Source organism: Litorimonas taeanensis (assembly GCF_003634015.1).
GTDB classification, from domain to species: domain Bacteria; phylum Pseudomonadota; class Alphaproteobacteria; order Caulobacterales; family Maricaulaceae; genus Litorimonas; species Litorimonas taeanensis.
In genome coordinates, this window is sequence record NZ_RBII01000001.1 from 667,067 (window position 1) to 692,340 (window position 25,274).

Below are 25,274 nucleotides of genomic sequence, written 5' to 3' on the forward strand. Positions count from 1 at the left end.
AATTGGTACCGAAAATTTGTTGTAGGGTGATGAAAATGCAAAATAAAACTTTTGGGTTGTTTGGCTTCTTAGGCGGCATCTTACTCTTCATTTTAGCTGGGTGGGCGGGATATGTATTTTACCCGCAAGATAGCGGTACCAAGTTCTCTGGTGATTACTTTGGGAACTTATCAGGTGAAACCGCAAAGTCAGTCTCTATACATTCAGCCCCGTCACAAAATTTAGATGAACAGCTCGAAACAGAAGACGCCATAACTTTATCTGACTTTGCATTTAATAATTGGTATGAAGAAGAAAGTTCGAATGGGCAGGTCAAGGCCTGCTTTGCCTTCACTGATGTTGTCGCCACAACACGGGAATCTGAACTACGCCCCTTTATTGATATTGAGCCGAGTGCCAAAGTTGCAATTTCTGTTGAAGGTGATGCACTCTGCTTGGGCGGCCTTTCTTACAATAAAGATTATCGCGTTACTCTCAAAGCTGGTTTGCCATCCGATAGGGCAGACGTGGTACTCGGGGGAAATCAAACTGTAAATATAGGGTTTGGGGACAAGCCTGCTTTCGTCGGGTTTACCGATAATGGTATTATTTTGCCTAAAACAGACACAGGAGGCCTTGCTATTGAGACAGTAAATGTCGGGCAGTTGGATATAACGGTTGAACGCGTAAATCACCGGATAATCAGTCAAACCTCGCCTAATTCTGGTGGGCAGTCTGTCGAAGGAGATTACAGCTATAACTATGACGCTTGGCAGGAAAAAGTAAAAGTTTGGTCGGGCCGTCTTGATGTTAAAAACCGCCGTAATGAGACAGTCCGTACTATTTTTCCGTTACAAAGTATCACAGCAGACCTAGGTTATGGCGCTTATATTGTCACTGCGAAACGTGCGACGGACAAAGAAAATGACTCACGCGTGGCACAGGCTTGGAGGTGGGTCGTCTCTACTGATATGGCTATAACAAGCTACCGCGGTGCTGAATTCATGCATGTGAATGTGCGTTCGCTTAAGTCAGCGCAATTGAAGCCCCAAGTACGGTTAGAGCTTATAGCCGAAAATAATGATATACTTGGTCAAGTCGTTACTGATGCAAAAGGGCGCGCAAGTTTCCCAATCGCGCTTTTGAAGGGGCAGGGCAACTCAGCGCCTAAAATGGTTTTGGCCTATGATGCCGATACTGATTTTGCCATGCTAGACTTAACACGTTCGCCGCTTGATATGACGGCGTATGATGTAGAGGGGCGCAGTGCCTCAGGATTAATTGACATATTCGCTTACACAGAACGTGGCGTGTACCGTCCGGGCGAAACTGTGTATTTGACGGCGCTATTACGTGGAAGCGATGGTGGTGAAAGATTTGATCGTCCAGTGAGTCTTGAGATAGTCAAGCCTGACGGCGGGATCGCATTACAGGAGACCTATGAGAAAGGTGAGATGGCAGGCGCTTTGGCTGTCACCTACGAACTTCCAGAGGGGGCACCTCGCGGTCTATGGACGATTAAACTAACGCCAGAGGGACTTGATACGGTAAAGAGCCTCCGCTTTGATGTGCAAGACTTTGTTCCGCAAAAGCTAAAAGTAACAACTTCTCTGCCTGTTGATGTGCTCGATGCCCAAAGCCGTACTGAACTTAATATCCAAGCGGACTTTTTGTATGGCGCTGTAGGTGCAAATTTGGACGGAGAGGCAGAGGCACGTGTGCAAATCGAGACCCAGCCATTTAAGGGTTACGAAGACTATAAGTTTGGTGACACTCAAGAAACTTTCCGAGAACAGCTTATAGAGGTAGGCGTTGGTGTCACAAATGACGAGGGCCGTCTCTCCCTTCCGCTTAATTTGAGAACAGAGAATGTTTCTTCGAGCTTTCCGCTTCGTCTTATGATGACGTCAGGTATCGCAGAACCAGGAGGGCGGTATGTACAGAAAACTGACTATATTCCGTTACGTACACAAGATAGTTATATAGGTTTCAAGGCAGGGTTTGAAGGTCGATATGCGAGCCATAAAGAGCCTGTAAGCCTAAGCATCGTGAATCTATCATCTCAGGGTGATGTTAAGGCGAGTGATTTAGAATGGCGCCTATTCGAAGAAATACATGATTTTCAGTGGTATAGAGAAGGGGGGCGCTGGCGTTATCGGAAGGATGTCTCAGACATCGCTTTGAGCACCGGTGAAATGACGATTGGCGATGAACCTAATATTTGGACACGGCGTCTACCCCGTGGCCAATATCGTCTGGAAGCTATTTCAAATGATGGGGTTAAAGGCGCAATACGGTTTAATGTGGGGTGGGCACGGCCTGGAGCTGGTATTGATGCGCCAGACCGTATCGTCATGGGGAAGGTAGAAAACTCAGTTAAACCGGGCGATAAAATTACCCTATCCGTTAATGCGCCTTATGCAGGCCAGGGGGACTTAGTCATTGCGAACGAGACTGTGCGTTCGATACAGTCTGTTACGCTTCCAGAAGGTGAGTCAGAGCTGACTTTCGATTTCAACCCATCATGGGGTGACAGTGTTTATGCGATGCTTACACTATACACTGCAGAAGATAAGACAGGTAAATCCATACAAAGGCGCGCTGCAGGATTGAGTTATGTCTCTCTTGATCGCAGCAATCAAACCTTGGGGCTTGATTTTGCGGCCCCAGAGAAAATCGAGCCGCGCCAGACATATACTCTTTCTGTTGAGGTTACGAATATACCTAAAGGAGACACAGCTTGGGTCAGTGTGGCCGCTGTTGATGAGGGCATATTACAATTAACGCAGTATGATAGCCCAGACGCTGCCGAGTATTATTTTGGAAAAAAAGCGTTCAACCTTGATGTGCGCGATGATTATGCGCGGTTATTAAACCCTAATCTGGGTGTGGCTGCGATATTGCCGCAAGGGGGAGATAGTGTTGGCGGCGCAGGTTTAAGCGTCGTGCCTACTCAAACCGTTTCTCTATATTCTGCACCCGTGAAAGTAAAAAATGGCAAGGCGTCTGTGGAATTGGAAATCCCTGATTTTCAAGGGTCCTTACGTCTAATGGCGACAGCGTGGTCAAGTAAAGCCGTTGGTAGTGCAGAGGACGCAATGATTGTACGCGACTCTGTCCCAATGAGTGTGGGGTTACCACGCTTTCTTGCGCCCGGTGATAAAGCCATTGCAACTGTGAGCGTTGATAATTTAGACGGTCCTGTGGGCCAATATTCACTGGCCTTTCATTCACACCTTTCTACAAAGGAGAATTCATCAAGTTTTGATCTCGCGCAGGAGGAACGAAAAGATGTCCTGTTTGCTTTATCAGCAGAGAATTTGGGGGTTTCAGACATTGACTTTATTTTGGAAGGTCAAAATGGATATGAATTGACTAAGGCTGTCCAGATAGAGACGCGATCGCCTTTCCGTCCAAAAGTCGAGAAGAACCTTACGCGCTTACGTCCTGATGAAACATATACATTCTCGGCCTCTAATCTGGACGGTTACATTCCAGCTACAACTGATGTGAGTTTGTCTGTTTCAACTCTACCAGGTCTGGATGCACAAACTTATGTTCAGTCGCTTTCTAGTTATCCATATGGATGTACAGAACAGACTGTCAGTAAAGCAATGCCTCTATTGTTTGTTGCAGAGCTTGGCGGTCTGAAAGATCTAAGCGAGCCACAACGAAAAGCGCGTGTTGATTTGGCCATTAAGCGCATCATCGCTCGGCAAGATGGTCAGGGGAGCTTTGGTTTGTGGCATGTTGGCGACGGCAATGCTTCACCTTGGCTCCAACTTTATGTGTCAGAGTTTTTGATTTTAGCCAGTGCGAATGGTCAAGATGTACCACAGGACGCGATAAAGAAGGCTATCTCAGCGGCCCAGCTCTTGTCTGATCCTAATCGTTATTCCAGTCTAAATTTGGATTATAACTATGGCTGGTCTCGTTCGGGGGGGCATTCTAATAATCAGAGAAAATATGAACGCGCGGCTTATGCACATTATGTGCTTTCTTTGGCCGATAAAGTAGATGTACCGGATTTGCGCTATTTGGCCGATAATAATTCCGGAGATATCAAAGATCCATTAGCCTTAACCTATTTAGCGACTGCTTTGTCCAAGATAGGGGATAATCGTAGGGCTGTGGCCTTATTTGATAAAGCCATTAATTTGCAGAAATCGGGCAAAACTAATAGCGATGATTATTATGCGTCTGGCTTACGTAACGCTGCTGCAATGTTAGCTATATCACAAGATTATCTCTCAGATTCACAAGCTTCAGAACTCATGAAATATGTAGGTGCTGCGGCACAGGACAGTCAGTATCTCAACACGCAAGAACAATCTTATCTCGTGCGGATGATTGCAGCTTTAGGGGCGTCTGATGAAGACCTTTCACTAGAGACTAAGAATTTGACCCTTACCCAATCCAAAACATCCCAAACCGTGTCTTTAGTGGGCTCATCTATCAACGGCAGTCGAACGATTAAAAATATAGGGGGTAAATCACTTTGGGTTTCAGAAACGCTTTCAGGCTTGCCTCAATCAGACCCAGGCAAAGTTTCTGAAGGATATAGCTTGAAAAAAGAAATGTTTACCATGTCAGGTGAGGCGTTGTCGCTCTCAACTCTGACAAAGGGTGAGCAGGCTATTATCCGCATTAGTATTGACCCTGTTCAGGAACGTGCGGCGATGATCGTATTGGCCGATCTTTTGCCAGCAGGTCTTGAGATAGAGCGTATATTGATGCCAGAAGAGGCAGGCACGGGTAGCTTGTATAGTTTTGTCGGAAAGTTAAGTGATCTAGATTTAGCAGAGGCAAGAGATGATAGACTTGTCGCCTCTAAGCGCCTTAGCCGGTGGGATTCTCAGACTGTAAAAGTGGCTTATGTCGTGCGGGCTGTGACTCAAGGGGACTTCATCTTCCCAGGGGCTGTAGCAGAAGATATGTATCGTCCTGATATTCGAGGACGAACAGCGGCAACTCGCTTGACAGTTACGGGCACGGGTTCAAACTAATGCTTTGGCGGGTTTCATACCCGTTTTATTTAAAGTCAGCTCTTGGGTTGGCTTGGCTCGCTATTATCGCCCTTCTGGCCTTCCCGATAGCGCCCAAGTCTGTCCGCTTAGAAAGCGCGGCAACACTTTATGATGTGAATGACGAAATTTTGGTTCGCAAAGCGACCAAGGATAATTATTGGCGATATAATGCTAAGCTTGAGAAGATAGACCCAAATTACATCAAAGCGGTCTTAGCGATAGAGGATGCTCGTTTCTTTTTGCATAGCGGCGTGGATGTGCCGGCTATTTTACGAGCGCTAAAAACTTGGCGTGCGAAGGGTGAGGTGGTCTCTGGAGCATCTACAATTACAATGCAACTTGTTCGGCAGTATAAACCCCGAAAGAGGGTTCTTTCTTCTAAAATCATAGAGTCTCTGGCTGCGTTGAAATATGAGTTAGTGTTCACAAAGTCAGAAATACTATCTCAATATTTGACCCGAATATCTTATGGGGGAAATATACAGGGTGTTGAAGCTGCGACTTGGCGATATTTTGGAAAGTCTCCTGAATATTTAACATGGGATGAGATAGCGCTTCTTGTAGCTCTGCCTCAAGCCCCGGAATCGCGCCGACCAGATAGGCACCCAGTTGCGGCAAAGGCAGGGCGAGATCGTCTTCTAGATAAGCTAGTACAAGCTGATCTGATATCAAAATCCATTGCTGATGAAGCTAAGTCTATTCCTATTCCACAGGCTTTCTATGACTTCCCCTCGGATCAGAATAACGGCGCACCTTTGTTGATGGTAAAGGGCCAAGACGTAAAAAGTTTTATAAAACCTAATATACAGCGCATGGCACATCGTGTTCTGCAAAATAGCCTGATAAACCAGAGTGATGCGGTGAATGCGTCAATTTTGGTGGTGGAAAATGACACTCGTCGAGTTGTTGCGCATGTGACCGCCGGTGACCGCGCACATGAGGGGGGCTGGTTAGATTTGACCGCAGCGGTACGTTCCCCGGGCTCCACGCTCAAGCCCTTTATATATGCTCTGGCTATGAGTGACGGCCAAGCAAATTCACAAAGTGCCATCCAAGATGCGCCGACTCGTTTTGGCGCATATCAACCTGAGAATTTTAATCGTCGATATTATGGTAAAGTTCGCTTGAAGGATGCATTAAAACATTCATTAAATGTGCCAGCTGTTGCCGCTCTAGAACAAATTGGCCCGGCTCGCTTTGAAGCGATGTTGGTATCGGCTGGCGCGCCTCCAAGGTTGCCTTCACATAGAACCGAGGATGCTGGACTTTCTTTGGCTTTAGGCGGTGCAGGAATGACAGGTACAGATTTAGCGGTGCTTTATACAGCGCTTGCCAATGAAGGCGTGGCGAAACCCTTGGTTTGGACGAAATCTCATGCCTCTTCGGAAAATGGTATTCAACTTTTCTCTGCAGAAACGGCTCAAGAGATAACTGAAATATTGGCTGAGGCGACTCCGCCTAATGGCCGAATTCCGGGGCATTTATCAGCGGGACGATCTATGGTCGCGTATAAAACCGGTACATCTTACGGCGCGCGAGACAGTTGGGCCGCAGGATATACAACAAACTATACGGTTGTCGCATGGGTCGGGCGACCCGATGGAGCCCCTAGACCCGGAGATACAGGACGAAAATCGGCTGCTCCACTTTTGTTTGATGTATTTGATGGTCTAGAAGAAGGTAGTAAATCAAATAAATTCGCGATTGCGAGAAATCACGCATCACAGCAAGACTTCCAAACCACTTTGGATCAAGGACCGCAAATTACGTTCCCAATGGACGGAGCAGAGATATTAGTAACGGCAGGCAAGCCAACAGTAAAAGTCAAAGCGCAATCTGTCGACAGGCTGCGATTTTACATTGATGGGCATAGACTGGACGTAGAATATGGCGCGGCGGAATTTAGGCCGCCTTCGTCTGGTTTTTACATTTTGAAGGTCGTGGATTCACAAGGAAAAAGCGCGATATCACGTTTCCGCGTTTTAGGCGCTGATGATATTCCTAACACGCCTCTTTAACGCCAAGAGCTCATCAGAAAACCATTCATGTCGCTTTATCCATCCATTATTCCGCCAACTAGGGTGAGGCAGGGGCATAATCTCAGGGCCATAGCGTTCCCATTGCCGTACAGTTTCGGTTAAGTTCCGCTCTGCTTTTGGGCCTAAATATTCTTTTACGGCATAAAGTCCAACCAATAGCGTTAGCTCTATATTGGGAAGGGCTCTCGTTAAGCTATCCTGCCATAGAGGCGCACACTCTTTACGGGGAGGTTTGTCCGCGCCCTTATTATCTTGACCAGGGAAACAAAATCCCATTGGCGTAATGGCAAAGAAGTCTTCATTGTAAAATTCCGTTTCATCAACACCGAGCCAATCTCGCAGGCGAACGCCACTCGGGTCAGTAAAAGGCATTGAACTGGCATGAGCGAGTGTTCCTGGCGCCTGTCCTATGATTCGGATTCTTGCGTTCTGATTAGCTCTAACGATCGGGTTGGGTTGAACAGGTAAAGGGGGCTGTGCGTGAGCACAAACATCACAACGGCGAATTCTTGCGAGCAAGCCCTCTAGTTTTTCATGTGCAGGCAAATTTTTTTTCATTTTGTCCATCATAGAACTGGTTTAATGTATGAAAATCATATTGTGTGCAATCAAATCCCACATGGGGCGGACAAAAGGGGACACTATGTCAAACAGTTTTTATGAGGCTCTCGATAAAGAGCTTTTGCAAATTAAAGCGGATGGCCTTTGGAAAAGTGAACGCTTAATCACGAGTGACCAATCCTCAGATATTCAGATAACCCGTGATGGAAAAACACAAGACGTTTTAAATTTTTGTGCCAATAATTATTTAGGGCTGGCCAATCATCCCGACCTAATTTCTGCATCAAAAAAGGCAACGGATACACATGGTTTTGGTATGGCATCCGTACGCTTTATTTGTGGGACACAAGCCCAGCATCGAGCGCTTGAAACAGCTCTAGCTCAATGGCTAGGGTTTGAAGACACAATTTTATATGCAGCGTGCTTTGATGCGAATGGCGGCGTTTTTGAGCCATTATTAGGGCCAGAAGACGCCATTATATCTGACACGCTCAACCATGCTTCCATTATCGATGGCATTCGATTGTGCAAAGCGAAACGCTACCGTTACAAAACATCTGACATGTCTGACCTTAGGTCTCAGCTAGAAGCGGCAAAAGCCGACGGAGCGAGGCATATAATGATTGCGACAGATGGTGTGTTTTCAATGGATGGAACGATAGCCAAATTAGACGAAATTGTGGCCCTGAAAAAAGAGTTTGGGGCCTTGCTTATGGTTGACGACTGTCATGCCACGGGTTTCTTAGGTGAAGGCGGTCGCGGTTCAGCAGAATTTAGAGGTGTTGAAGGTCAAGTTGATATTCTAACGGGGACACTCGGTAAAGCATTGGGCGGCGCGATGGGCGGTTTTACATGCGCCAAGCAGTCTATCATCGACATGCTTCGCCAGCGCTCCCGGCCTTACTTGTTTTCGAATTCCCTTGCCCCAGGGTTAGTAGGGGCGAGTCTAAGAGCCATTGAGCTTGCTGCGAATGGAGATGATCTTCGACAGCGATTAAAGGCAAATGCCAAGCAGTTTCGTGAGGGTATGACTGAGGCTGGATTTACGCTGCCAGACGGAGAACATCCAATTATTCCTGTTATGCTGGGTGACGCCAATATTGCACAAGATATGGCTGCAAAGCTTTTAGATGAAGGAATTTATGTCATCGGCTTTTTCTTTCCTGTTGTGCCCAAAGGTCAAGCCCGTATCAGAACCCAAATGAGCGCCGCCCATACCCCAGAACAAATCAGCCGAACAATTGCGGCTTTCACAAAGGTCGGTAAAGAGCTGGGAGTCATCGCGTGACACAATTACCCAAAACTATGAAAGCGCTCGTTAAAGCAAAGTCTGAAAAAGGACTTTGGATGCAAGACGTGCCTGTTCCTGAAATCGCACCAAATGAAGTGCTGATTGAAATTGAGCGGACTGCGATATGTGGAACAGACATGCATATTTACCGATGGGATGAATGGGCGCAGAATACTGTGCCTGTCCCCATGGTGGTTGGTCATGAATATGGCGGCCGCGTAGCTGCAATAGGCTCTACTGTCACGCGTGTCGCTGTGGGAGACCGAGTTAGCGGAGAAGGCCATGTGGTAGGCCGGCGTTCACGAAATGCCCGTGCTGGCCGTTTCCACCTTGACCCTGATACGAAAGGTATTGGCGTAAATTTACCTGGGGCCTTTGCCCAATATTTGGCCCTTCCAGAATTTAACGTCATTCCTTTAAGGTCTGATTTTCCATTAGAAATCGCTGCTATTCTAGACCCCCTGGGAAATGCCGTTCACACGGCTTTGGCTTTTGATTTAGTGGGTGAAGATGTTTTGATTACAGGGGCAGGGCCCATAGGTATTATGGCGGCTGCTGTTGCCGAGCGTGCGGGCGCACGCCGTATTGTACTGACAGATATCAATGATTGGCGTTTGGATTTTGCAAAGACACTGACGACGCGTACTCGCATGGTCAACACCACCGTAGAAAACTTACGTGATGTCATGGACGAAATCGGTATGGAAGAAGGCTTTGACGTTGGTTTAGAGATGAGTGGTGCTCAGCCGGCTTTTGATCAAATGCTCGATAATATGCTGATGGGAGGAAATATTGCGATGCTAGGCATTCCGGCAAAACCTTTCCCTGTCGACTTTGGCAAGCTTGTTGGAAAAGCTCTGACTTTACGCGGTATTTATGGCCGTCAAATGTATGAGACTTGGTATAAAATGCTAGCTATGATTGATAGCGGCTTGGATATGAACCCTTTGATAACGCACCGCTTTAAAGCGACTGATTTCCAGAAAGCTTTTGATTTAATGGAAACAGGAAAAACAGGTAAAGTGATTCTGGATTGGACCGATCTTTGAGTACTGTTACATTAGAGAATTATGAGGATCTATCGTCTGAAGAAATGAGGACGCGTGCAATAGCTGTTCTTGATAAGCTTCGTACCAGACGAACAATAAGAGATTTTTCTGATAAACCTGTCGACATTGCGATTATTGAGAGTTGTATTCAGGCGGCCGGTACGGCCCCTAGTGGCGCTAATCACCAGCCTTGGCATTTTGTGGCGATTTCGAATCCTGATGTGAAGCGTAAAATCCGTATAGCCGCTGAGGCGGAAGAGGCAGAATTTTATGGAGGGCGGGCTTCTGAAGAGTGGCTAGAGGCTTTGGTGCCATTGGGGACAGATGCAAGCAAGCCGTTTTTAGAAGTGGCGCCATGGTTAATTGCTGTATTCGCACAGAGGCGAGGCGGCGAGAAACTAGGACAGGATAAGAAAAATTATTATGTCACGGAATCTGTTGGCCTTGCCACAGGAATGTTAATCACTGCCTTACATAGCGCTGGATTGGGGACTCTCACACATACGCCTGCCCCTATGGGGTTTTTACGTGAAATATGTGGACGGCCTGAAACTGAGAAGCCCTTTGTTCTAATGGTTGTGGGGCACCCCGCAAAAGATGCAACCGTTCCTAAACATGCTTTGGTCAAGAAGGATCTCGGTGAGATATCGACCTTTATAAGCTGAAGTCCAGTGTTTGATACTAAATGCGTTCATCACCCTCTACGTTAGAGTGATGAACTAAAGTTTGCCGAAATGAGATTTATGCAGCTTTTGACTTTGCATTCCGCGGTAACTTTCGGTTTGCAAGTAATTCTGCAATTTGCACAGTATTAAGAGCTGCCCCTTTACGAAGGTTGTCTGACACACACCACAGATTAAGCGTATTATCTTGAGTGCTATCTTCGCGAATGCGAGAAATAAATGTCGCATATTCGCCAACACATTCAACGGGCGTTACATAACCGCCATCTTCTTGTTTGTCGACGACCATAAGACCTGGTGAAATACGTAGGAGTTCGCGTGCTTCGTCTGCGGATAACTCTTCCTCGAATTCAATATTGATGGATTCAGCGTGGCCAACAAAAGTAGGGACCCGAACGCAAGTCGCAGAAACTTTGACCTTAGGGTCAAGAATTTTCATAGTTTCGGCTTTCATTTTCCACTCTTCCTTAGTGTCGCCGCTATCCATGAAGACATCGATGTGGGGGATTACGTTGAAAGCAATTTGCTTTGTGAAATTAACAGGCTGGAACTGGTCATTCGAATAAATACCTTTGGTTTGAAGCCAAAGTTCATCCATGTTTTTCTTTCCGCCTCCAGAGACGGATTGATAAGTTGATACAACAACGCGCTTTATTTTGGCTCGATCATGCAAGGGTTTCAGTGCGACAACCATCTGAATTGTTGAGCAGTTAGGGTTAGCGATAATGCCTTTTTTCTTATAGCCATCAACTGCATCTGCATTAACTTCGGGAACGACCAAGGGGACGTCTGGATCCATTCGCCACGTGCTAGAGTTATCAATCACGATAGCGCCTGCGGCAGCAATTTTCGGTGACCATATTTTTGACACTTCTCCGCCTGCGCTCATCAAAGCTAAGTCGACTTGTGTGAAATCAAAAGTCTCTAAGTCAACACATTTCAGTTCTTTATCACCATAGCTCACTTCACGACCAACGGATTTACGAGACGCGACAGCATAAACCTTTTCAACATCAAGGTCGCTCTCGGACAAAATCGTGAGCATTTCAGTCCCGACATTGCCTGTGGCCCCGACGACTGCGATACGATAACCCATAATGGTCTCCTTAATGTGGCCCTTTAAGCCAGAGTGCAAAACGAGGAGCGGTTTAGGCGAAGTCCAGCTTTCGGGCAAGTGTTCTTATTTAAGATAACGCATTCTTAAATATACGGATAGGGCGATGACGCCAACAAAAGCTAATCCGCCAGCTTCGAGTTTTGTTAAGCTGCCAATCCATGGTTTTGTCCAGTTCTCCATAAATTGCATATCAATGAAAACGCCGTTGATTGATATTGCGCCTAAGAGAATAGCGAATAAAGCTGTGACACCAATTAAGGAAAAAATTCCCGCATAAAATTTCTGATCACTTTTGGCTTGAGCAGCGCGTCGTTCCTGTGCTCGTTGATAACGAGAAACCCTGTTTTTATTCGCAGCACGCCTACGCGGGTTAGCATGAGTGTCATCGTTAGCTGAAGGAGGCGTATCTGTCATATTTGTAGCTTAGCATGGATTTGAGAAAGTTCTATGCTATGGATGTCATATGAGAGTCACCTTTTTAAGCGCTTTTATTTTAGGTTTTACCCTTCTGAGCCGTGGGGATGTTTCTTGGGCCCAAGACTTATTTTTGCCCGATATAGAACAGGAAAAACCATTAGGCCGTGAAGATGTTAAATCACTCTTTAGTGGGAAGACCCATATTGGTAGCTATAATTTTGAAATTCAAAATTTTAAAGGTATTAACTTTGAGGAACTCACGAAAGAAGATGGTACTGTAATTCATAAAATGGGGGCCCGTGTTGATACTGGCCGTTGGTCGATGAAAGGGCATAAGATTTGTTTTGAGTATGATTCTCCGGATTTATATGGTACCTGCCTTAGTTATTATCAGCGCGGTAATTGTATCTATCATTTCCTTGAAGCTCAGACTGATATTATTTCTTCCCAATTCACGGCCGTAAGCGTTGTTAAAGGAGAGGTGCCGCGTTGTGACCCACCCATGTCTTAAATCGACTCTAGAAAAACGGTCTTTTTTAACTGTTTTTATTTTGATTGTTATGGGGGCTTTTTACATCCCTGTTCATAGTCAAAATCAAAATACCGATATTAGACCTCACGCACAAAGAGTGGTTGGGGACGCTTTGCGGGCTGAGTTTTCAGGTGTTAAACATGTTGGGGAGTATAATTTCACGCGAGAAGGACAAAGCCAAAATACTTATACAGAGATGCATTACGATACGGGGCGTGTGCTTTATAAAGAAGGCGGCGTGGAGAATACGGGTGCTTGGTTTATCCTCGATGACACCTTATGTTTTGTGTATAAAAACGACCGTATGAGCAATGGCTGCTTCCGAGTTTATAAAGTGAAAAATTGTTTTTATCATTACAGTGATCAAATCCCTGAAACCAAGAATGAATTGGATCAAGAATATTGGACGGCTCGATCCGTTAAAGACGGGCAGACGCCGCAATGCGACGCCCCTATGAGTTAGCACTGTCTTTGCGACCTTGTTAGAATTTGTATTTAGGGAAGTTGTGTACACGCTCAAAGGCGCGAATATCAATTCTGATGTCATCCCGACGGTCCTCAAGACGGAGTAACTTTTTTCTTAGCTTTTTGCGCTCGTCTTGATCTAATTCTTCTTCGTCCAATCGTGTTTTTATAGCGAGGCTGTCTTCTAATGCGTCATGGTAAGCTGAGATTAAATCATTATACTCTTGATTGATTGACCAAACAATGCGCCCCTCATCATATCCAGTAAAGTAGCCGTTATCTGGTGCAGATTGGCACTCAGCATTGGCACTATTGCCTGCTTCACCCGTGGAGAAACCTTTATCAAATGTGCAATATCGCAAAAGGCCTTGTTCATAGCCTTGAAAGTAAAGGTCTCTGGCTGGTGTAATGTCGTATTTCATACAGGTTTTAGCATAATCTGCTAACTTACTGCGAGAGCGACCATTCTCACCATCTCTAAAGCCAATTTCCTGCCAACTACCCGCGAGGCATTCATCCTCAGATATTGATGCGCAGGATGTCGCGCTGATTGCTCCAAGAAATATGGCTGATGTGATAAAAAGTTTCTTCATGGTCCTGCCCTCCGTTTCTTTCTTATTAAACGGCACCAATTGAACAAACAATGATAGCCTTGTTCATATTGGATTTAGAATAGATGAGAATCTGGACTATATCCCATTGGCATATTCACAATGCTTCAATCTACCATCAAAGCCGCGATAGACGGTGATGATAGATTTAAAAGTACTTGACCTGGGCGTTATTCTATTCCCACCAATAAGGTAGACGTTTTTTAGAACCTGTGACGACTTCATTCATGGTATCGGCTTCATATAGACGCCCACCTATCATGACATGTTCAATACTATCTGTGTTTCTAATGTCCTCTGACGGATCATCTGACAAAATAACAAGGTCTGCAAGTTTGCCTTTTTCCAACGACCCGATGTCATTGAAGAAGCCAAGGTGTTTCGCAGGCATCGATGTTGCTGTTGATAGAGCTTGGATGGGAGACATTCCCCCGCGAACGAAGCTCCACATTTCCCAATGTGCTGCCAGACCTTCGCGCTGCCCATGAGCGCCAATGCCTACTAAAACGCCTGCATCAGCGAGTTGTTTTGCGGTGGACCCTGACTGACCATCTGCGTAATCCTCAATTGGTGCCATTTGGCGGCGTTTAGCACGTGCTCTTAAGGCTGCAGGTGGAACATGTTTGGAAAGAATGTGGTGATCCGAAACATCACTTTCTTGGTAATAATAATCTTCACCCCTTACGCCGCCATAAGTTACGACAAGTGTAGGGATATAAGCCACATTGGTTTGTGAATACATTTGAATGACATCATCATAAATGAATTCTTGTGGGAGATTATGCTCAAGCGATGTGTTTCCGTCCTGAACGAGCGCCATATCCATGTGATAGAGAGAGCCTCCTTCGGCAACAACAATCATGTTTTCTTTACGTGCCGCTTGGACAACTTGTTGACGTTGATCGCGGCGGGGCTGATTGTAGTTTTTGACACCATGGGCGCCTTGAGCTTTTAGGCGAGAAACATGTTCTTGTGCATCTTCGGCAGATTGAATATTTGCAAAAAATCCGGGGGCTTTAGCTCCATAAATAACTTCGCCAGTTGAAAAGGTTCTTGGTGCCAAGAGATTGCCAGTTCGTTGTAGTTCAGACGCCGGGAATATGGTGCTTGCGCTACTGGACGGGTCAAAGACTGTTGTGACGCCAAGTGCTAGGGTGGCTATAGCTTTCCAGTTTTGCTGCGGTATCAAATCGCCTACGGCTTGAGGGCCATGAGCATGTGCATCGACATAACCGGGAACAATGGTTTTCCCTTTAAGGTCAACCTTATTTGCTCCAAAGGGTATGGTTACATCCGTACCAATTTCGGTAATTCTATCACCTTTAATCAAAATAGTTCCGTTTTGAATTATCCCGCCTGCTTCATCCGCCATGGTGATAATTTTTGCATTTGTCAGTGCCGTGATTCCTGATGGTGTATCTTTTTTGACTGTCTGGGATAAGGTTGTGACAAATTTTGGCGTTTCAGGCTGCTCTTTAGCTGATGGAGAGGCCGTAAATAATTTGGACCCAAGGCTCCAGTAAATTTGACCGTCATTTGTCCAGCTTGGATAGGTCGCTCCATTTTGGCTTAGTTTAGTGACGGGGAGGGCTTTTGCGCTCATTCCTGCAGCGACATTTTGAGGACCAGAAAGAAGCGGCATAGTATATAAATTATAGTTCTCGCGGAAAGCGACCTGACGCCCATCCATTGAAACATGAAAGCTCTGCGCCATTTTTGAACTCGTGTGGACGCGTTTGTCGTGTCCCTGTAAATTAACACTGACCAAGGCATTCTTGCCGTCTTCGTTATTCGTTATAAATACACGATCATTATTTGGCCCAAAATGCGGTAAAGATCCAGATTTCGAAATTCGCGTTGGAGTAATATTCTGCGTCAAAGACTTTACATAAATGCCTGTATTGGCTGACCATTCAGGAGCTGTAAGAAATCCACCGCTTCGTTTTTGGTAGGTCACATAATTGCCGTTTGGTGATATAGCCGGATTAGCGTAATGCCCAGGATGTGATGTCACTGTATTTAGACGACGAGATGAGATATTAATTGTATGCACGTTACCTAAGGATTTGTCGTCCCAAGTGACAAATGTCACTGTTCGCCCATCTTTTGAAAAGCTCGGGTGCAACTCTTTCACAGAATCAGGTAGGCGCGTTAAACGGTTTGCTGTGCCACCGGAAACAGGTTTGACATAAAGTTTGCCAAGGCTTTCAAAAACCACTGTGCGACCATTAGGTGATACATGAGTGAAACGAGGCATCGTAGTGTCGAAGGTGTCGGGTGCGACTTCTACAGATGGACGCGGACCTTTTAGAATTTCACGCGTGTCTTTGACATGGAAGTCAATATGTTCAACCTTCTGCGTCGTAACATTTAGTTTGTGAATTTGACCTTTTGCCCAAAAGAAAAGGCTTTGAGAATCAGGACTCCAGTCCATGTTAGGATAAAGACCGTGAACAGCCCATGTCTCTTGCATGTCGCGATCAAGGTGGTCAAAAATCTCGCGCTCTTCTCCACTTTGTACATCTTTGATAAAAAGGCGCGTGTCTCCGTCAACACGCTTAACAAAGGCGAGATATTTCCCATCTGGGGACGGTGTCGGACGAACCGCACCGCCATAACCTCCCACTGCCGTAGAGATTTCGCCTGTGTTCATGTCATATTTTTTGATTTGAAATAGCTCACTATGTGAATCTTGAGCGTATTCGAATATTGGACCAGAGGTGATGTTTTGGCTGTAGTAAATTGCATTTCCATCAGGACTAAACATGGGTTCTCCAAGTTCTTTCTGATGTGATTCGGATGGTTTTTTTACGAGTTGAATGCCTGAGCCGCCTTGAGTGCTATAAAGCCAAATTTCGCCCACCCCAAGAGATCTGCTTGTTGTGAAATGTTTGCGGCCTGCAATGAAATCACCACTCGGGTGCCAGGTTGGATTATTAAGCAGCCTGAAAGTTTCTTTAGTCACTTGTTCCAAGTCGGATCCATCAACGTTCATCGTCCAAATATTATCACCACCCGCACGGTCGGAAATGAAAGCAATGCGTTTACCATCGGGAGAAAAACGTGGCTGCATTTCCCACGCCATACCTGAGGCGATATTGGTCGCGGTACCGCCAGTGATGGGCATTGTGTAAATGTCACCCAGTAAATCAAAGGCGATTGTTTGACCGTCAGGTGACACATCGAGGCTCATCCATGTGCCCTCGGTCACATCAATATTGATTGTGGATTTTTGTCCCGGAGGATTTGTGACGTCCCACTTTTCCTCTTCTTTCTTATTATCAACCTCCTCATCAGCATAAGCGAATGTAGAGAGAGAAGCCGCAGCAATTGAAGCGAGAAGAAAGGATTTTAGTGTCATGATAAACCTTAAGTTTTTTCTTTTTGTAGGGTAATGTGCGGGGTAAATTATACCTAATTTATCCCTTGTTTGATTTATTAAGAAGAGAGCTGTGCTGATTTAAAAGCGGCCTGCTGCTCCGGGGAACACAACGGGTGTTTGACTGCCATCTTTGGCGACTGCGCTGACACCGAAAAAATAGTTATCAATTACGAGATTTGTAAACTCCCATTCATTGACCTTGCCGACAAAGCGAGAGTGTGTCCACTCAGGCTCAGTGGTTAGACGCCAATGAACTCTGTAACCCGCAAGATTTGCCGCATTTGAGGGGGTCTCCCAAGTCAGTTTTGCAGAAGGTTTGACTGCCCCACTGGCCTCTACATTCATCGGAAAGGGCGGAGCCCCAGCCATACCGGCTAAGGTGATGGCATTTAAAGCCGTAAGTTTTGCGGCATAATCAGAATCTACACCTTCCATAGTGTCCCCATATGTGACGCCATTTTCTTGACGTAAGTCTTGATGTTGCCGGTCATAATGTTCGTGTGTTTCCATTATACGTACACCAGGTATTCCAACTTTGTTGAAAGGGCGGTGATGCCCCCCACGCCCAAAACGATCTAAGCGGTAAACCATCATGACATCCAAATTAGTCATATATTGATCACTTTGAGATTTTACGTACCGGGCTAAATTACGTGACGGGCTGTCGACTTCTCCACCTGTAAAACGGCGTTGTCTGGCTTCCTCTGGCGTCTCATTGGCGCGCGTACCTTCGGAAAACACTCTAACTGTAGAATTGTTTATGACGCCATCTATGCCAGTGATATTAGAAATCATATCATTATTCAGGACGCCTTTTATTTGCCATCCGTTTGCTAAGGCATGCTCGGCAACGATTTCTCCGCCAAAAAGTCCTTGCTCTTCACCGGAAAGCCCTGCGTAAATAATCGAACCAGCAAACTTGTATTTCGATAGTACTCTGGCGGCTTCTAAGGCGCCGGCCATGCCCGAAGCATTATCATTGGCGCCCGGGCTGTCTGAGGTGCCATTTAATGGGTCGGTTACGCGGCTATCAATATCACCGCTCATCATAACATATCTATTCGGGTCAATTGATCCACGTTGTATTGCGAGAACGCTAACGACTTCGGTTGGATTAGGAATTCGACTCTCACCTTGAATTGTGTCCGAAACATAAATGACCTCAAGACATCCACCACATTCGGATGAAATTTTTTGAAATTCAGAATGTATCCATCGCCGTGCCGCACCTATGCCGCGTGTCTCTGATTGTGTTTCTGATAACGTGTGACGTGTCCCAAAGTCGACCAATGTTTGGATGTCGTTTTGGATACGATCTGCAGAGGGGGCTTCTGCAATATCATAAAGGCTTAAAACCTCTGAGGGAGGTGCTTTAACGTCATCTTGCGCATGACTGGTGTTAGGCAGGAATAGAACCGAACTTATGGCAATCATTGAAATGCCTGCAAGGCGTTTTGTGGGGAGCATAAATCTATCCATATTGCTAATTAAGGGCAACTTGAGTGAGAACTTGAGAGTAGGAAGGGGCTTTCATCATGTGACTTTCATGCCCCTCATAAATTAGAGCTTTGTGCAATTTGGGAAGATTGAAACATGGCACAAACATATAAGCGTGATGTTCCACATGATAATTCACCCAATAAGGCGCTAAGAATATACGGGCCAGAAGATTTGCCTGGGTTGTTCGCGCGTGACGAAGGGGATTACCATTTTCTTCAGTCAGGGCGTGTTCAGCAATATTGCGCAATCGGAGTACCGCCATAAACCATGTCATCAGAGGGGCGAGCCATAATGCAAAGTAAATCCACCAATGTCCCGCAAGCGTAAAGAGGGTGAGGAGGCCCAAATTTATCCATATGACAGGGTTAGCGCTTATTTTGTCATTTGCCCCCTCAAAAGCTTCGCTGCCTTCTAAGCTTTGGTTTTTAAATTTTGCCAAGCGTAACCTTAGAAATGTTTGCCCCGTTAAGTCGCGAAAAAATTTTCGTCGAAGGCTAGATCTACTGACAGGGAATTTTGCAGAAAGCGGGAGGTCAGGGTCATTGGCTGTCTGGGTATGACGATGATGTTTCAGGTGGTACTGACGATAGGTTTTCATATTGCCACCATAAGGGGCCGCCAAAACATATTCGCCGACTAAATCATTGATTTTCCGTGATTTAAACAACACACCATGTGCTGCTTCATGCATCAAAATTGCCATGCCGTGTTGTCGAGAGCCGACCATCATAAAGGCAAAGACGAAAGTGAAAGCATTGGGAAAAGCTATAAAGAGGCAGATAGAGCCGATAATTACGCCCCACACATGACAAGTTAGCCAAGCTCCCCAGAGGTTGGAACGTGCGGCAAGATTCTTTACGGTTGCACGGGGCAATAATTTGGAATCCATAGGCATCCTAAACTTCATTGCGCGCTAAGACCTTGCTGTCAATTCTATGGCCGTTCACAATTTTGACAGTATATACTGATCTGGTTGTTTTGTTTTTGAATGTAGTATGTCAGAAACAAGCCTCTGGAAACGGAAATGGGAGTAAACATGACCCACCCTAAAGAAGCTCTGATCGCAGGTTATAAATCTTTTAGAGCAGGAGATTATGCCGAGCAAAAATCACTTTATGAGACCCTAGGAACGCATGGGCAGAACCCGAAGATTATGATTATAGCGTGTGCGGATTCCCGTGTTGATCCCACCGATATTTTTAATGCTTACCCGGGTGAAATGTTTGTAGTGCGTAATGTGGCGAACATTGTTCCGCCGCTGGACCCAACGGGTGGATATCATGGAACATCGGCGTCAATCGAATTCGCCGTAAAGGCCTTAAAAGTAGAATGCATTGTGGTTATGGGGCATGAAAGCTGTGGCGGCATTCAAGGATGCTTACAAGGCATGGGGCAAGATGAGAATGCTGGCTATGTTGGACGTTGGCTATCGTTGATTAACGGTGTGCGAGAAACTGTTGTGGGGCGTAAAGTGCCTGAAGACGAAATGCAGTTCGAAATGGAACTTGAAAATGTACGCCAGTCTTTGACGAATTTAATGACCTTTGATTTTGTCCGTGAAGCTGTCGCAAACAAAACATTAACACTGCAAGGCGCGTATTTCTCTATCATTCGCGCGCGCTTGTTATTGTCAGATGAGGCAGGTGTCTTCTCTGAAGTGGAATCAGTCTAAGCTCTGGCAGAGGGTCTCTCTGAGACTTTTTTGTGCCAATTATGTAATGCCGTTAAGCCCTCATCAGGAGAGGCCTTCACCCATTTAGCAAAATCCATGCCCACCATGGCCGTTATATCGGCCATGGAGTAGGTGTCACCAGCTACGAAAGCGTTGTTCTGTAACTGTGCATTTAAATCTTCCCAAAATATTTCGATTCTTTGGCGACCGCGCTCGATTAAAGCTGGGATTTGCTCAATGTTCTTGCGTCCCGTCATTGCTCGGCCTTTCATATTAGGAGATGAGTTTCTTAGAATCTCAGCAATGGCTGCAAGACCATCAAACTCGCAACGCCAATTCCACTCAGAGATAGCGGCTTTTGAAATTGCATCCGTGCCCAATAGGGGTGGGTTAGGGAATTTTTCTTCTAGGTAGACGGCTATGGCTATGTTTTCACATATGATTGTTCCGTCTTCTGTGACGAGAGCGGGAACGGCACAGCGAGGGTTAATGGATTGAAATGATGCACCCATTTGTTCACCTGTGGTGAGGTCGACTTGCTTGCAATCATACGCAATGCCTTTCTCTGCCAAGAATATACGCGCACGACGCGGAGAGGGGGCGGGGTGGTAATCATACAGTGTAATCATTATCTATCCTAACAAACGAGAGGCACATATGACATCAGAACGGTCTATTCTCAAATCAATAAATCCGCATGTCAAACATTTAGGTGGGTTTGATGTCCGGCGATCAATTCCGCAAATTGGTCAGAGATCGATTGGCCCTTGGGTGTTCTTTGACCATTTTGGCCCTGTAGATTTTTTGCCAGGTGAGGGCATTAATGTTCGTCCGCATCCGCATATAAATTTAGCAACTGTATCCTATTTATTTCAAGGTGAGATATATCACAGAGATAGCCTTGGAAATGCTCTAGCAATACATCCTGGCGCAATCAACTTAATGGTTGCAGGTAAGGGTATTGTGCACTCTGAACGTACACGTGAGGCCCTCAAGGAAACGGGCTACAAACTTCACGGTTTACAATTGTGGCATGCACTACCGAAATCTGTTGAAGAAATTGATCCGGCATTCTTTCATACGTCGGCTGAGGACATACCATGCGGTCATAGTAAGGGGGTGGAATATAGAGTCATGATGGGAGAAGCCTATGGCTTGAAATCTCCAGTCAAAACCTATTCTCCTATTCTTTACCTAGAGGCAAAAATGTCAGCGGGAAGTAGTCTGGAATTACCCTTTGCCGATGAAATGGGTGTGTATGTCGTTAATGGACAAGCTGAAATTGATGGTGAGCCTAGTCCTGTTTATTCGATGAGCGTATTGTCGGACTCTGCAAAATTGATTAGCGCCAAGTCAGAGACGCGGCTTGCTATTATTGGGGGAGCCGCCCTAGGCAAACGCTATATGGAATGGAATTTTATCTCATCCCGAAAGGACCGTATCGAGCAAGCTAAGGCGGATTGGCTACAAGGACGGTTTGATAAAATACCGAATGACGACGAAGAGTTTATTCCACTTCCAGAATAAATACGTTTAACACGAAAAAGAGAGAAATCTTATGACAACTTATAAACAAATGCTTTCGACCATATCAGATGATGGCACATTAACTATGGAGCTTGTCGATAGAGAGATGCCAATACCAAAATCCGATGAGATAATTGTTCGAGTTGATGCGACACCCATTAACCCTTCAGATCATGGTGTTATGTTTGGTGCCGCAGATGTGAACGCTGGTTCGACGGTTGATGGTAAATTTGTTGCCCCTGTCTCCAAACAGCTTATGGGGCGCATGAAAGCCCGTGTTGGACAAGCTTTGCCTGTCGGCAATGAAGGTGCAGGGGTCGTTATTGAGGCTGGAGACGATAAATACGCACAGTCGTTAATCGGAAAGACCGTCGCTGTAATGGGCGGCGGGATGTACGGGCAATATCGTTGTATAAAAGCGGTCATGGCTTTGCCTTTAAATGAAGGCTCAACGGCCAAAGATGGGGCGTCTAGTTTTGTGAACCCTCTTACAGCTCTGTCTATGGTTGAAACAATGCGTTTAGAAGGTCATGAGGCACTGGTTCATACGGCCGCTGCGTCCAATCTCGGGCAAATGTTAAACCGAATTTGCCAAGCTGATGGCGTCGAATTGGTCAACATTGTTCGCCGAGATGAGCAAGCGAATATCTTGAAAGAAATGGGCGCTAAATATGTCGTGAATAGTAGTTCAGATAGCTTCATGAAAGACTTAACGGATGCCATTCATGAAACAGGTGCAACTCTGGCATTTGACGCAACAGGTGGCGGCTCTTTAGCATCAGATATTTTAACGGCCATGGAGGCCGCAGCAGCACGTACTCCTGGTGCTTATAGTATCTATGGTTCAGTTAAACATAAGCAGGTCTATTTGTATGGCAGTTTGGATATGAGCCAGACGACTTTGACACGTGGTTACGGTATGGCTTGGGGTGTTGGGGGCTGGTTGTTGCCAAATTTCTTGGCCAAAGTAGGACCAGAAGTCGGCGTACGTTTACGGAAACGCGTGGCGGATGAACTGACAACGACTTTCGCTAGCCATTACAATCATGAAATTTCATTAGCAGAGGCTCTACAGGCGGATATCGTGAAGGCCTATAATGCTAAGAAAACGGGTGAGAAATACCTACTTCTTCCCCAGAAAGATTTGTAACCCAGTTTTTAAAAAGTAATTTTTACAATAGTTTACTTCAAGCTCCTAAAGGGGCTTGAAGCCAAGGAAATGGCTTGTAACCGCAATTAACTTACACATCTCAACTGTCTCATTTAGATACATGAAGGTGTACTCAACCTCATGATAGCCGCCCTTAAGTTTTAGAATATATATGTGCTGCGGCTTTTGTTGACGGGTATTTCAAGGAAATGAAATTTTGGGATTAAATAAAGGGTAATCCTGATAGTGACTGTGGTGGTCGAGGTCGATCTGATGGCCAAATATTTATTAGATTTTCGTGGTTGAAACATACGCCTTTAAAATAACGCGAAATTTCATAGCTTGTGCGGTATTGAGGCATACGGCTTGCATATAACTCTCCACTTAAGTGGATTTGATACATGCAAGAATTAGAAAAAAGACCCTATACATTTCCTGACACGGAGGCCCTTAAAATGGCCAACCGCCGGACGACCCTAGAGAAGCGTTTACAGGATTTAGATTGGCAAATTAAATTCGCAAAAAATCAAATTTTCTATAATGAAGAAAAACGATTGCGGCATACTGAGCAACTGCAAGAGTTCCGAGATCGTGCGATTAAAGAACTTAATGGGCTTAACCAAGACTAAGGAGCGAATATTTGAGACCTATCCTTAAAGCTTTTAAATTCTAGCGCATTTCCACTTGGGTCCAGAAAAAACATGGTCGCTTGTTCTCCAGTCTCGCCTTTGAACCGGATGTAAGGCTTGATAACAAATTCAATATTAAATTCGACTAAGCGATCACGTAGGACGTGCCAATCTTGCCAATCTAACACCGCTCCAAAATGACGGACGGGCACTTTCTTGCCATCAACATCATTTGTTACAGACGGTCCTGTAAAAGCATCAGGACGAATATGAAAAGATAGTTGGTGGCCGAAAAAATTGAAATCAATCCAGTTCTTTGCTTCACGCCCCACTGAGCAACCTAAGATATCTCGATAAAACAGACGCGTGTCTTCTTTATCTTTGATAGGGTAGGCTAGGTGAAAGACGTCCGCTTGCACAGTTTACTTAGGCCCATATGCATATTCGCCGCCTTTTTCTAAAGCGGCTAAATACGCGGGGCGTGAATGTATTTTTACAACATAATCAAGGCAGGCTTCATAACCGTGTAGCCTGCCTCGGGCTTTAGCGGCCTCTAAAGGAAAGATCATCTGAAAATCGGCGCCTGTCAAATCGTCCCCTGCAAAATATTCACTGCGAGTGAGCGAATATTCACAATAATCCAAGATGCCTTTGATTTCACTAATGATCATGGGCTGTATAGGGGCCGCTGCCTCGCCTAGATACCCTGTATAAAGGGATAAGAGGAGCGGTAGCATCGCAGACCCTTCTGCAAAATGAAGAAAGTGAACATAGTCCACATATTGCTGCGTCCCTTTTTCAGGTCGAAAACGGCCTTCGCCATATTTGTCTAGCAGGTAAACAATGATTGCCCCAGTTTCCGCAACGATTAAGCCGTCATCTTCTATAACCGGGCTTTTCCCTAGTGGATGGACGGCCTTTAATTCTGCTGGAGCGCGGCTTGTGTCTGGGTCTCGTTGATAATGTTTGATTTGATATTCGACACCAAGTTCTTCAAGCATCCAAAGGATACGTTGGGAGCGGGAGTTATTCAAATGGTGTACTATAAGCATAAGCCTGTATGAACAGAGCTTCGTGGTTTAGGCAAGTATATTTTTTCGTCCGTCCGACCCACGGAACTGTAGGGAGTGAACTTTGCCGTCTATGTAAACGTCAACATTGTTGATCTGGTTTAACACAAAACTTCGCATCATTTCAGCCGTGATAGAGATTTCGCCCAGAGGGAGCTCTATTTTCCCTTCCTGATATGTCAGGACATTACCTCTGTCGATTTCGGCCCCCACTAATCTGAGGTCAATAGGTTCACCATTCTGCAAGATAGAGAATGTTTTTTCGACATAGAGGGCCATTTGGGCTCTTTGTCTCAGACGGGTTAAGTCGGGCATATCGATGATTTTGGCTTTAGCGAGCGCCACCTCTGCATCATGCGTGTGGAAAGTGTGAATGACCTGTACCAAACCCGTTTTTGTGGTGATTTCAACACGTGTTTCAGTTGTGGTAAGCTTATGTGCCAAAGCTTTTATGCCAAGCGATGAACAGCTTAATGAAGCAAGGCCAGTTAGTGTTGTTCTGCGTGTGCAAGCCGTAAGTAGAAAGTTACTGTTGAGCATAAACAAAACAACCTAACCGAGGTAAATGAAGGG

The 25,274-nt window shown here is 45.6% G+C and carries 22 protein-coding genes; 11 read left to right on the forward strand and 11 right to left on the reverse strand.

The genetic code is table 11. From position 1 onward, the window contains the following. The first annotated feature begins 35 nt into the window (after positions 1-35). Together DES40_RS03025 and pbpC are read left to right on the forward strand one after the other, a co-directional pair. Positions 36-4,985 (forward strand): alpha-2-macroglobulin family protein, encoded by a 4,950-nt coding sequence (locus tag DES40_RS03025; RefSeq protein WP_170144857.1) that lies wholly within the window; start codon positions 36-38, stop codon positions 4,983-4,985. Then, positions 4,985-7,024: a penicillin-binding protein 1C gene (gene pbpC / locus DES40_RS03030; RefSeq protein WP_121099086.1), complete on the forward strand. Its 2,040-nt coding sequence runs from the start codon at positions 4,985-4,987 to the stop codon at positions 7,022-7,024. Before DES40_RS03025 ends, pbpC begins: the two co-directional genes overlap by 1 nt. Here the strand turns inward: pbpC and DES40_RS03035 are convergent. Further along, positions 6,989-7,603 (reverse strand): uracil-DNA glycosylase family protein, encoded by a 615-nt coding sequence (locus DES40_RS03035; RefSeq protein WP_121100373.1) that lies wholly within the window; start codon positions 7,601-7,603, stop codon positions 6,989-6,991. The genes pbpC and DES40_RS03035 overlap by 36 nt on opposite strands. An 85-nt stretch (positions 7,604-7,688) precedes the next feature. Between DES40_RS03035 and kbl the strand changes: the two genes are divergently transcribed. The 3 genes from kbl to DES40_RS03050 are packed head-to-tail and all read left to right on the forward strand — an operon-like array spanning position 7,689 to position 10,611. Beyond that, complete coding sequence (kbl, locus tag DES40_RS03040) at positions 7,689-8,894, forward strand: glycine C-acetyltransferase (protein ID WP_121099087.1); 1,206 nt, start codon at positions 7,689-7,691, stop codon at positions 8,892-8,894. A gap of 17 nt (positions 8,895-8,911) precedes the next feature. After that, positions 8,912-9,946, forward strand: a complete 1,035-nt coding sequence (gene tdh / locus DES40_RS03045; protein WP_121100374.1) for an L-threonine 3-dehydrogenase — start codon at positions 8,912-8,914, stop codon at positions 9,944-9,946. Positions 9,947-9,990: 44 nt separating this feature from the next. After that, complete coding sequence (locus tag DES40_RS03050; protein WP_121100376.1) at positions 9,991-10,611, forward strand: nitroreductase family protein; 621 nt, start codon at positions 9,991-9,993, stop codon at positions 10,609-10,611. A gap of 76 nt (positions 10,612-10,687) precedes the next feature. Here the strand turns inward: DES40_RS03050 and DES40_RS03055 are convergent, their stop codons facing one another. Continuing rightward, a complete protein-coding gene (locus DES40_RS03055; RefSeq protein ID WP_121099088.1) occupies positions 10,688-11,725 on the reverse strand; it encodes an aspartate-semialdehyde dehydrogenase in 1,038 nt (345 codons plus the stop codon). A gap of 84 nt (positions 11,726-11,809) precedes the next feature. After that, positions 11,810-12,160, reverse strand: a complete 351-nt coding sequence (locus DES40_RS03060) for a hypothetical protein (RefSeq protein ID WP_121099089.1) — start codon at positions 12,158-12,160, stop codon at positions 11,810-11,812. A gap of 49 nt (positions 12,161-12,209) precedes the next feature. Here DES40_RS03060 and DES40_RS03065 point away from each other — a divergent pair, with 49 nt between their 5' ends. Both DES40_RS03065 and DES40_RS03070 read left to right on the forward strand, forming a co-directional pair. Then, positions 12,210-12,674, forward strand: a complete 465-nt coding sequence (locus DES40_RS03065; protein ID WP_121099090.1) for a hypothetical protein — start codon at positions 12,210-12,212, stop codon at positions 12,672-12,674. Then, positions 12,655-13,158, forward strand: coding sequence for a hypothetical protein (locus DES40_RS03070; protein WP_121099091.1), 504 nt, complete (start codon positions 12,655-12,657; stop codon positions 13,156-13,158). Before DES40_RS03065 ends, DES40_RS03070 begins: the two co-directional genes overlap by 20 nt. Before the next feature lie 19 nt (positions 13,159-13,177). Here the strand turns inward: DES40_RS03070 and DES40_RS03075 are convergent, their stop codons facing one another. From DES40_RS03075 to DES40_RS03090, 4 genes are all read right to left on the reverse strand, one after another. Next, positions 13,178-13,753: a DUF2799 domain-containing protein gene (locus DES40_RS03075; RefSeq protein WP_121099092.1), complete on the reverse strand. Its 576-nt coding sequence runs from the start codon at positions 13,751-13,753 to the stop codon at positions 13,178-13,180. Positions 13,754-13,946: 193 nt separating this feature from the next. Then, positions 13,947-17,132, reverse strand: a complete 3,186-nt coding sequence (locus DES40_RS03080) for an amidohydrolase family protein (protein WP_121099093.1) — start codon at positions 17,130-17,132, stop codon at positions 13,947-13,949. Positions 17,133-17,231: 99 nt separating this feature from the next. After that, positions 17,232-18,620: a M28 family peptidase gene (locus tag DES40_RS03085; protein ID WP_233345374.1), complete on the reverse strand. Its 1,389-nt coding sequence runs from the start codon at positions 18,618-18,620 to the stop codon at positions 17,232-17,234. A 16-nt stretch (positions 18,621-18,636) separates the two neighbouring features. Beyond that, positions 18,637-19,542: a fatty acid desaturase family protein gene (locus DES40_RS03090; RefSeq protein WP_170144858.1), complete on the reverse strand. Its 906-nt coding sequence runs from the start codon at positions 19,540-19,542 to the stop codon at positions 18,637-18,639. A 147-nt stretch (positions 19,543-19,689) separates the two neighbouring features. Between DES40_RS03090 and DES40_RS03095 the strand changes: the two genes are divergently transcribed. Beyond that, complete coding sequence (locus tag DES40_RS03095) at positions 19,690-20,325, forward strand: carbonic anhydrase (protein WP_121099095.1); 636 nt, start codon at positions 19,690-19,692, stop codon at positions 20,323-20,325. Here DES40_RS03095 and DES40_RS03100 read toward each other — a convergent pair. Beyond that, positions 20,322-20,954, reverse strand: coding sequence for a glutathione S-transferase family protein (locus tag DES40_RS03100; protein WP_121099096.1), 633 nt, complete (start codon positions 20,952-20,954; stop codon positions 20,322-20,324). The two genes, DES40_RS03095 and DES40_RS03100, sit on opposite strands and share 4 nt — an antisense overlap. Before the next feature lie 28 nt (positions 20,955-20,982). Here DES40_RS03100 and DES40_RS03105 point away from each other — a divergent pair, with 28 nt between their 5' ends. From DES40_RS03105 to DES40_RS13145, 3 genes are all read left to right on the forward strand, one after another. Further along, complete coding sequence (locus DES40_RS03105) at positions 20,983-21,852, forward strand: pirin family protein (protein ID WP_121099097.1); 870 nt, start codon at positions 20,983-20,985, stop codon at positions 21,850-21,852. 31 nt (positions 21,853-21,883) lie between these two features. Then, complete coding sequence (locus DES40_RS03110) at positions 21,884-23,002, forward strand: zinc-binding dehydrogenase (RefSeq protein WP_121099098.1); 1,119 nt, start codon at positions 21,884-21,886, stop codon at positions 23,000-23,002. Between the two features lie 455 nt (positions 23,003-23,457). Further along, a complete protein-coding gene (locus DES40_RS13145; RefSeq protein ID WP_170144859.1) occupies positions 23,458-23,631 on the forward strand; it encodes a hypothetical protein in 174 nt (57 codons plus the stop codon). Here DES40_RS13145 and DES40_RS03120 read toward each other — a convergent pair. Genes DES40_RS03120 through DES40_RS03130 form a run of 3 tightly spaced genes read right to left on the reverse strand, consistent with a single transcriptional unit; the run spans position 23,628 to position 25,241 of the window. Beyond that, complete coding sequence (locus DES40_RS03120) at positions 23,628-24,050, reverse strand: VOC family protein (protein ID WP_121099100.1); 423 nt, start codon at positions 24,048-24,050, stop codon at positions 23,628-23,630. The two genes, DES40_RS13145 and DES40_RS03120, sit on opposite strands and share 4 nt — an antisense overlap. Positions 24,051-24,053: 3 nt before the next feature. Continuing rightward, positions 24,054-24,683, reverse strand: coding sequence for a glutathione S-transferase family protein (locus DES40_RS03125; RefSeq protein ID WP_121099101.1), 630 nt, complete (start codon positions 24,681-24,683; stop codon positions 24,054-24,056). 27 nt (positions 24,684-24,710) lie between these two features. Next, on the reverse strand, positions 24,711-25,241 hold the full coding sequence (locus DES40_RS03130) for a DUF6702 family protein (protein WP_121099102.1): 531 nt from the start codon (positions 25,239-25,241) through the stop codon (positions 24,711-24,713). Positions 25,242-25,274 lie beyond the last annotated feature (33 nt).

Excerpts from the sequence above, each read along its gene's own strand:
- DES40_RS03100 (WP_121099096.1), bottom strand. The coding sequence starts at position 20,954 with ATGATTACACTGTATGATTACCACCCCGCCCCCTCTCCGCGTCGTGCG.
- DES40_RS03095 (WP_121099095.1), top strand. The coding sequence starts at position 19,690 with ATGACCCACCCTAAAGAAGCTCTGATCGCAGGTTATAAATCTTTTAGA.
- DES40_RS03060 (WP_121099089.1), bottom strand. The coding sequence starts at position 12,160 with ATGACAGATACGCCTCCTTCAGCTAACGATGACACTCATGCTAACCCG.
- DES40_RS03080 (WP_121099093.1), bottom strand. The coding sequence starts at position 17,132 with ATGACACTAAAATCCTTTCTTCTCGCTTCAATTGCTGCGGCTTCTCTC.
- kbl (WP_121099087.1), top strand. The coding sequence starts at position 7,689 with ATGTCAAACAGTTTTTATGAGGCTCTCGATAAAGAGCTTTTGCAAATT.
- DES40_RS03105 (WP_121099097.1), top strand. The coding sequence starts at position 20,983 with ATGACATCAGAACGGTCTATTCTCAAATCAATAAATCCGCATGTCAAA.
- tdh (WP_121100374.1), top strand. The coding sequence starts at position 8,912 with ATGAAAGCGCTCGTTAAAGCAAAGTCTGAAAAAGGACTTTGGATGCAA.
- DES40_RS03110 (WP_121099098.1), top strand. The coding sequence starts at position 21,884 with ATGACAACTTATAAACAAATGCTTTCGACCATATCAGATGATGGCACA.
- DES40_RS03085 (WP_233345374.1), bottom strand. The coding sequence starts at position 18,620 with ATGCTCCCCACAAAACGCCTTGCAGGCATTTCAATGATTGCCATAAGT.
- DES40_RS03025 (WP_170144857.1), top strand. The coding sequence starts at position 36 with ATGCAAAATAAAACTTTTGGGTTGTTTGGCTTCTTAGGCGGCATCTTA.
- DES40_RS03075 (WP_121099092.1), bottom strand. The coding sequence starts at position 13,753 with ATGAAGAAACTTTTTATCACATCAGCCATATTTCTTGGAGCAATCAGC.
- pbpC (WP_121099086.1), top strand. The coding sequence starts at position 4,985 with ATGCTTTGGCGGGTTTCATACCCGTTTTATTTAAAGTCAGCTCTTGGG.
- DES40_RS03090 (WP_170144858.1), bottom strand. The coding sequence starts at position 19,542 with ATGGATTCCAAATTATTGCCCCGTGCAACCGTAAAGAATCTTGCCGCA.
- DES40_RS03130 (WP_121099102.1), bottom strand. The coding sequence starts at position 25,241 with ATGCTCAACAGTAACTTTCTACTTACGGCTTGCACACGCAGAACAACA.
- DES40_RS03125 (WP_121099101.1), bottom strand. The coding sequence starts at position 24,683 with ATGCTTATAGTACACCATTTGAATAACTCCCGCTCCCAACGTATCCTT.
- DES40_RS03055 (WP_121099088.1), bottom strand. The coding sequence starts at position 11,725 with ATGGGTTATCGTATCGCAGTCGTCGGGGCCACAGGCAATGTCGGGACT.
- DES40_RS03050 (WP_121100376.1), top strand. The coding sequence starts at position 9,991 with ATGAGGACGCGTGCAATAGCTGTTCTTGATAAGCTTCGTACCAGACGA.
- DES40_RS13145 (WP_170144859.1), top strand. The coding sequence starts at position 23,458 with ATGGCCAACCGCCGGACGACCCTAGAGAAGCGTTTACAGGATTTAGAT.
- DES40_RS03035 (WP_121100373.1), bottom strand. The coding sequence starts at position 7,603 with ATGAAAAAAAATTTGCCTGCACATGAAAAACTAGAGGGCTTGCTCGCA.
- DES40_RS03065 (WP_121099090.1), top strand. The coding sequence starts at position 12,210 with ATGAGAGTCACCTTTTTAAGCGCTTTTATTTTAGGTTTTACCCTTCTG.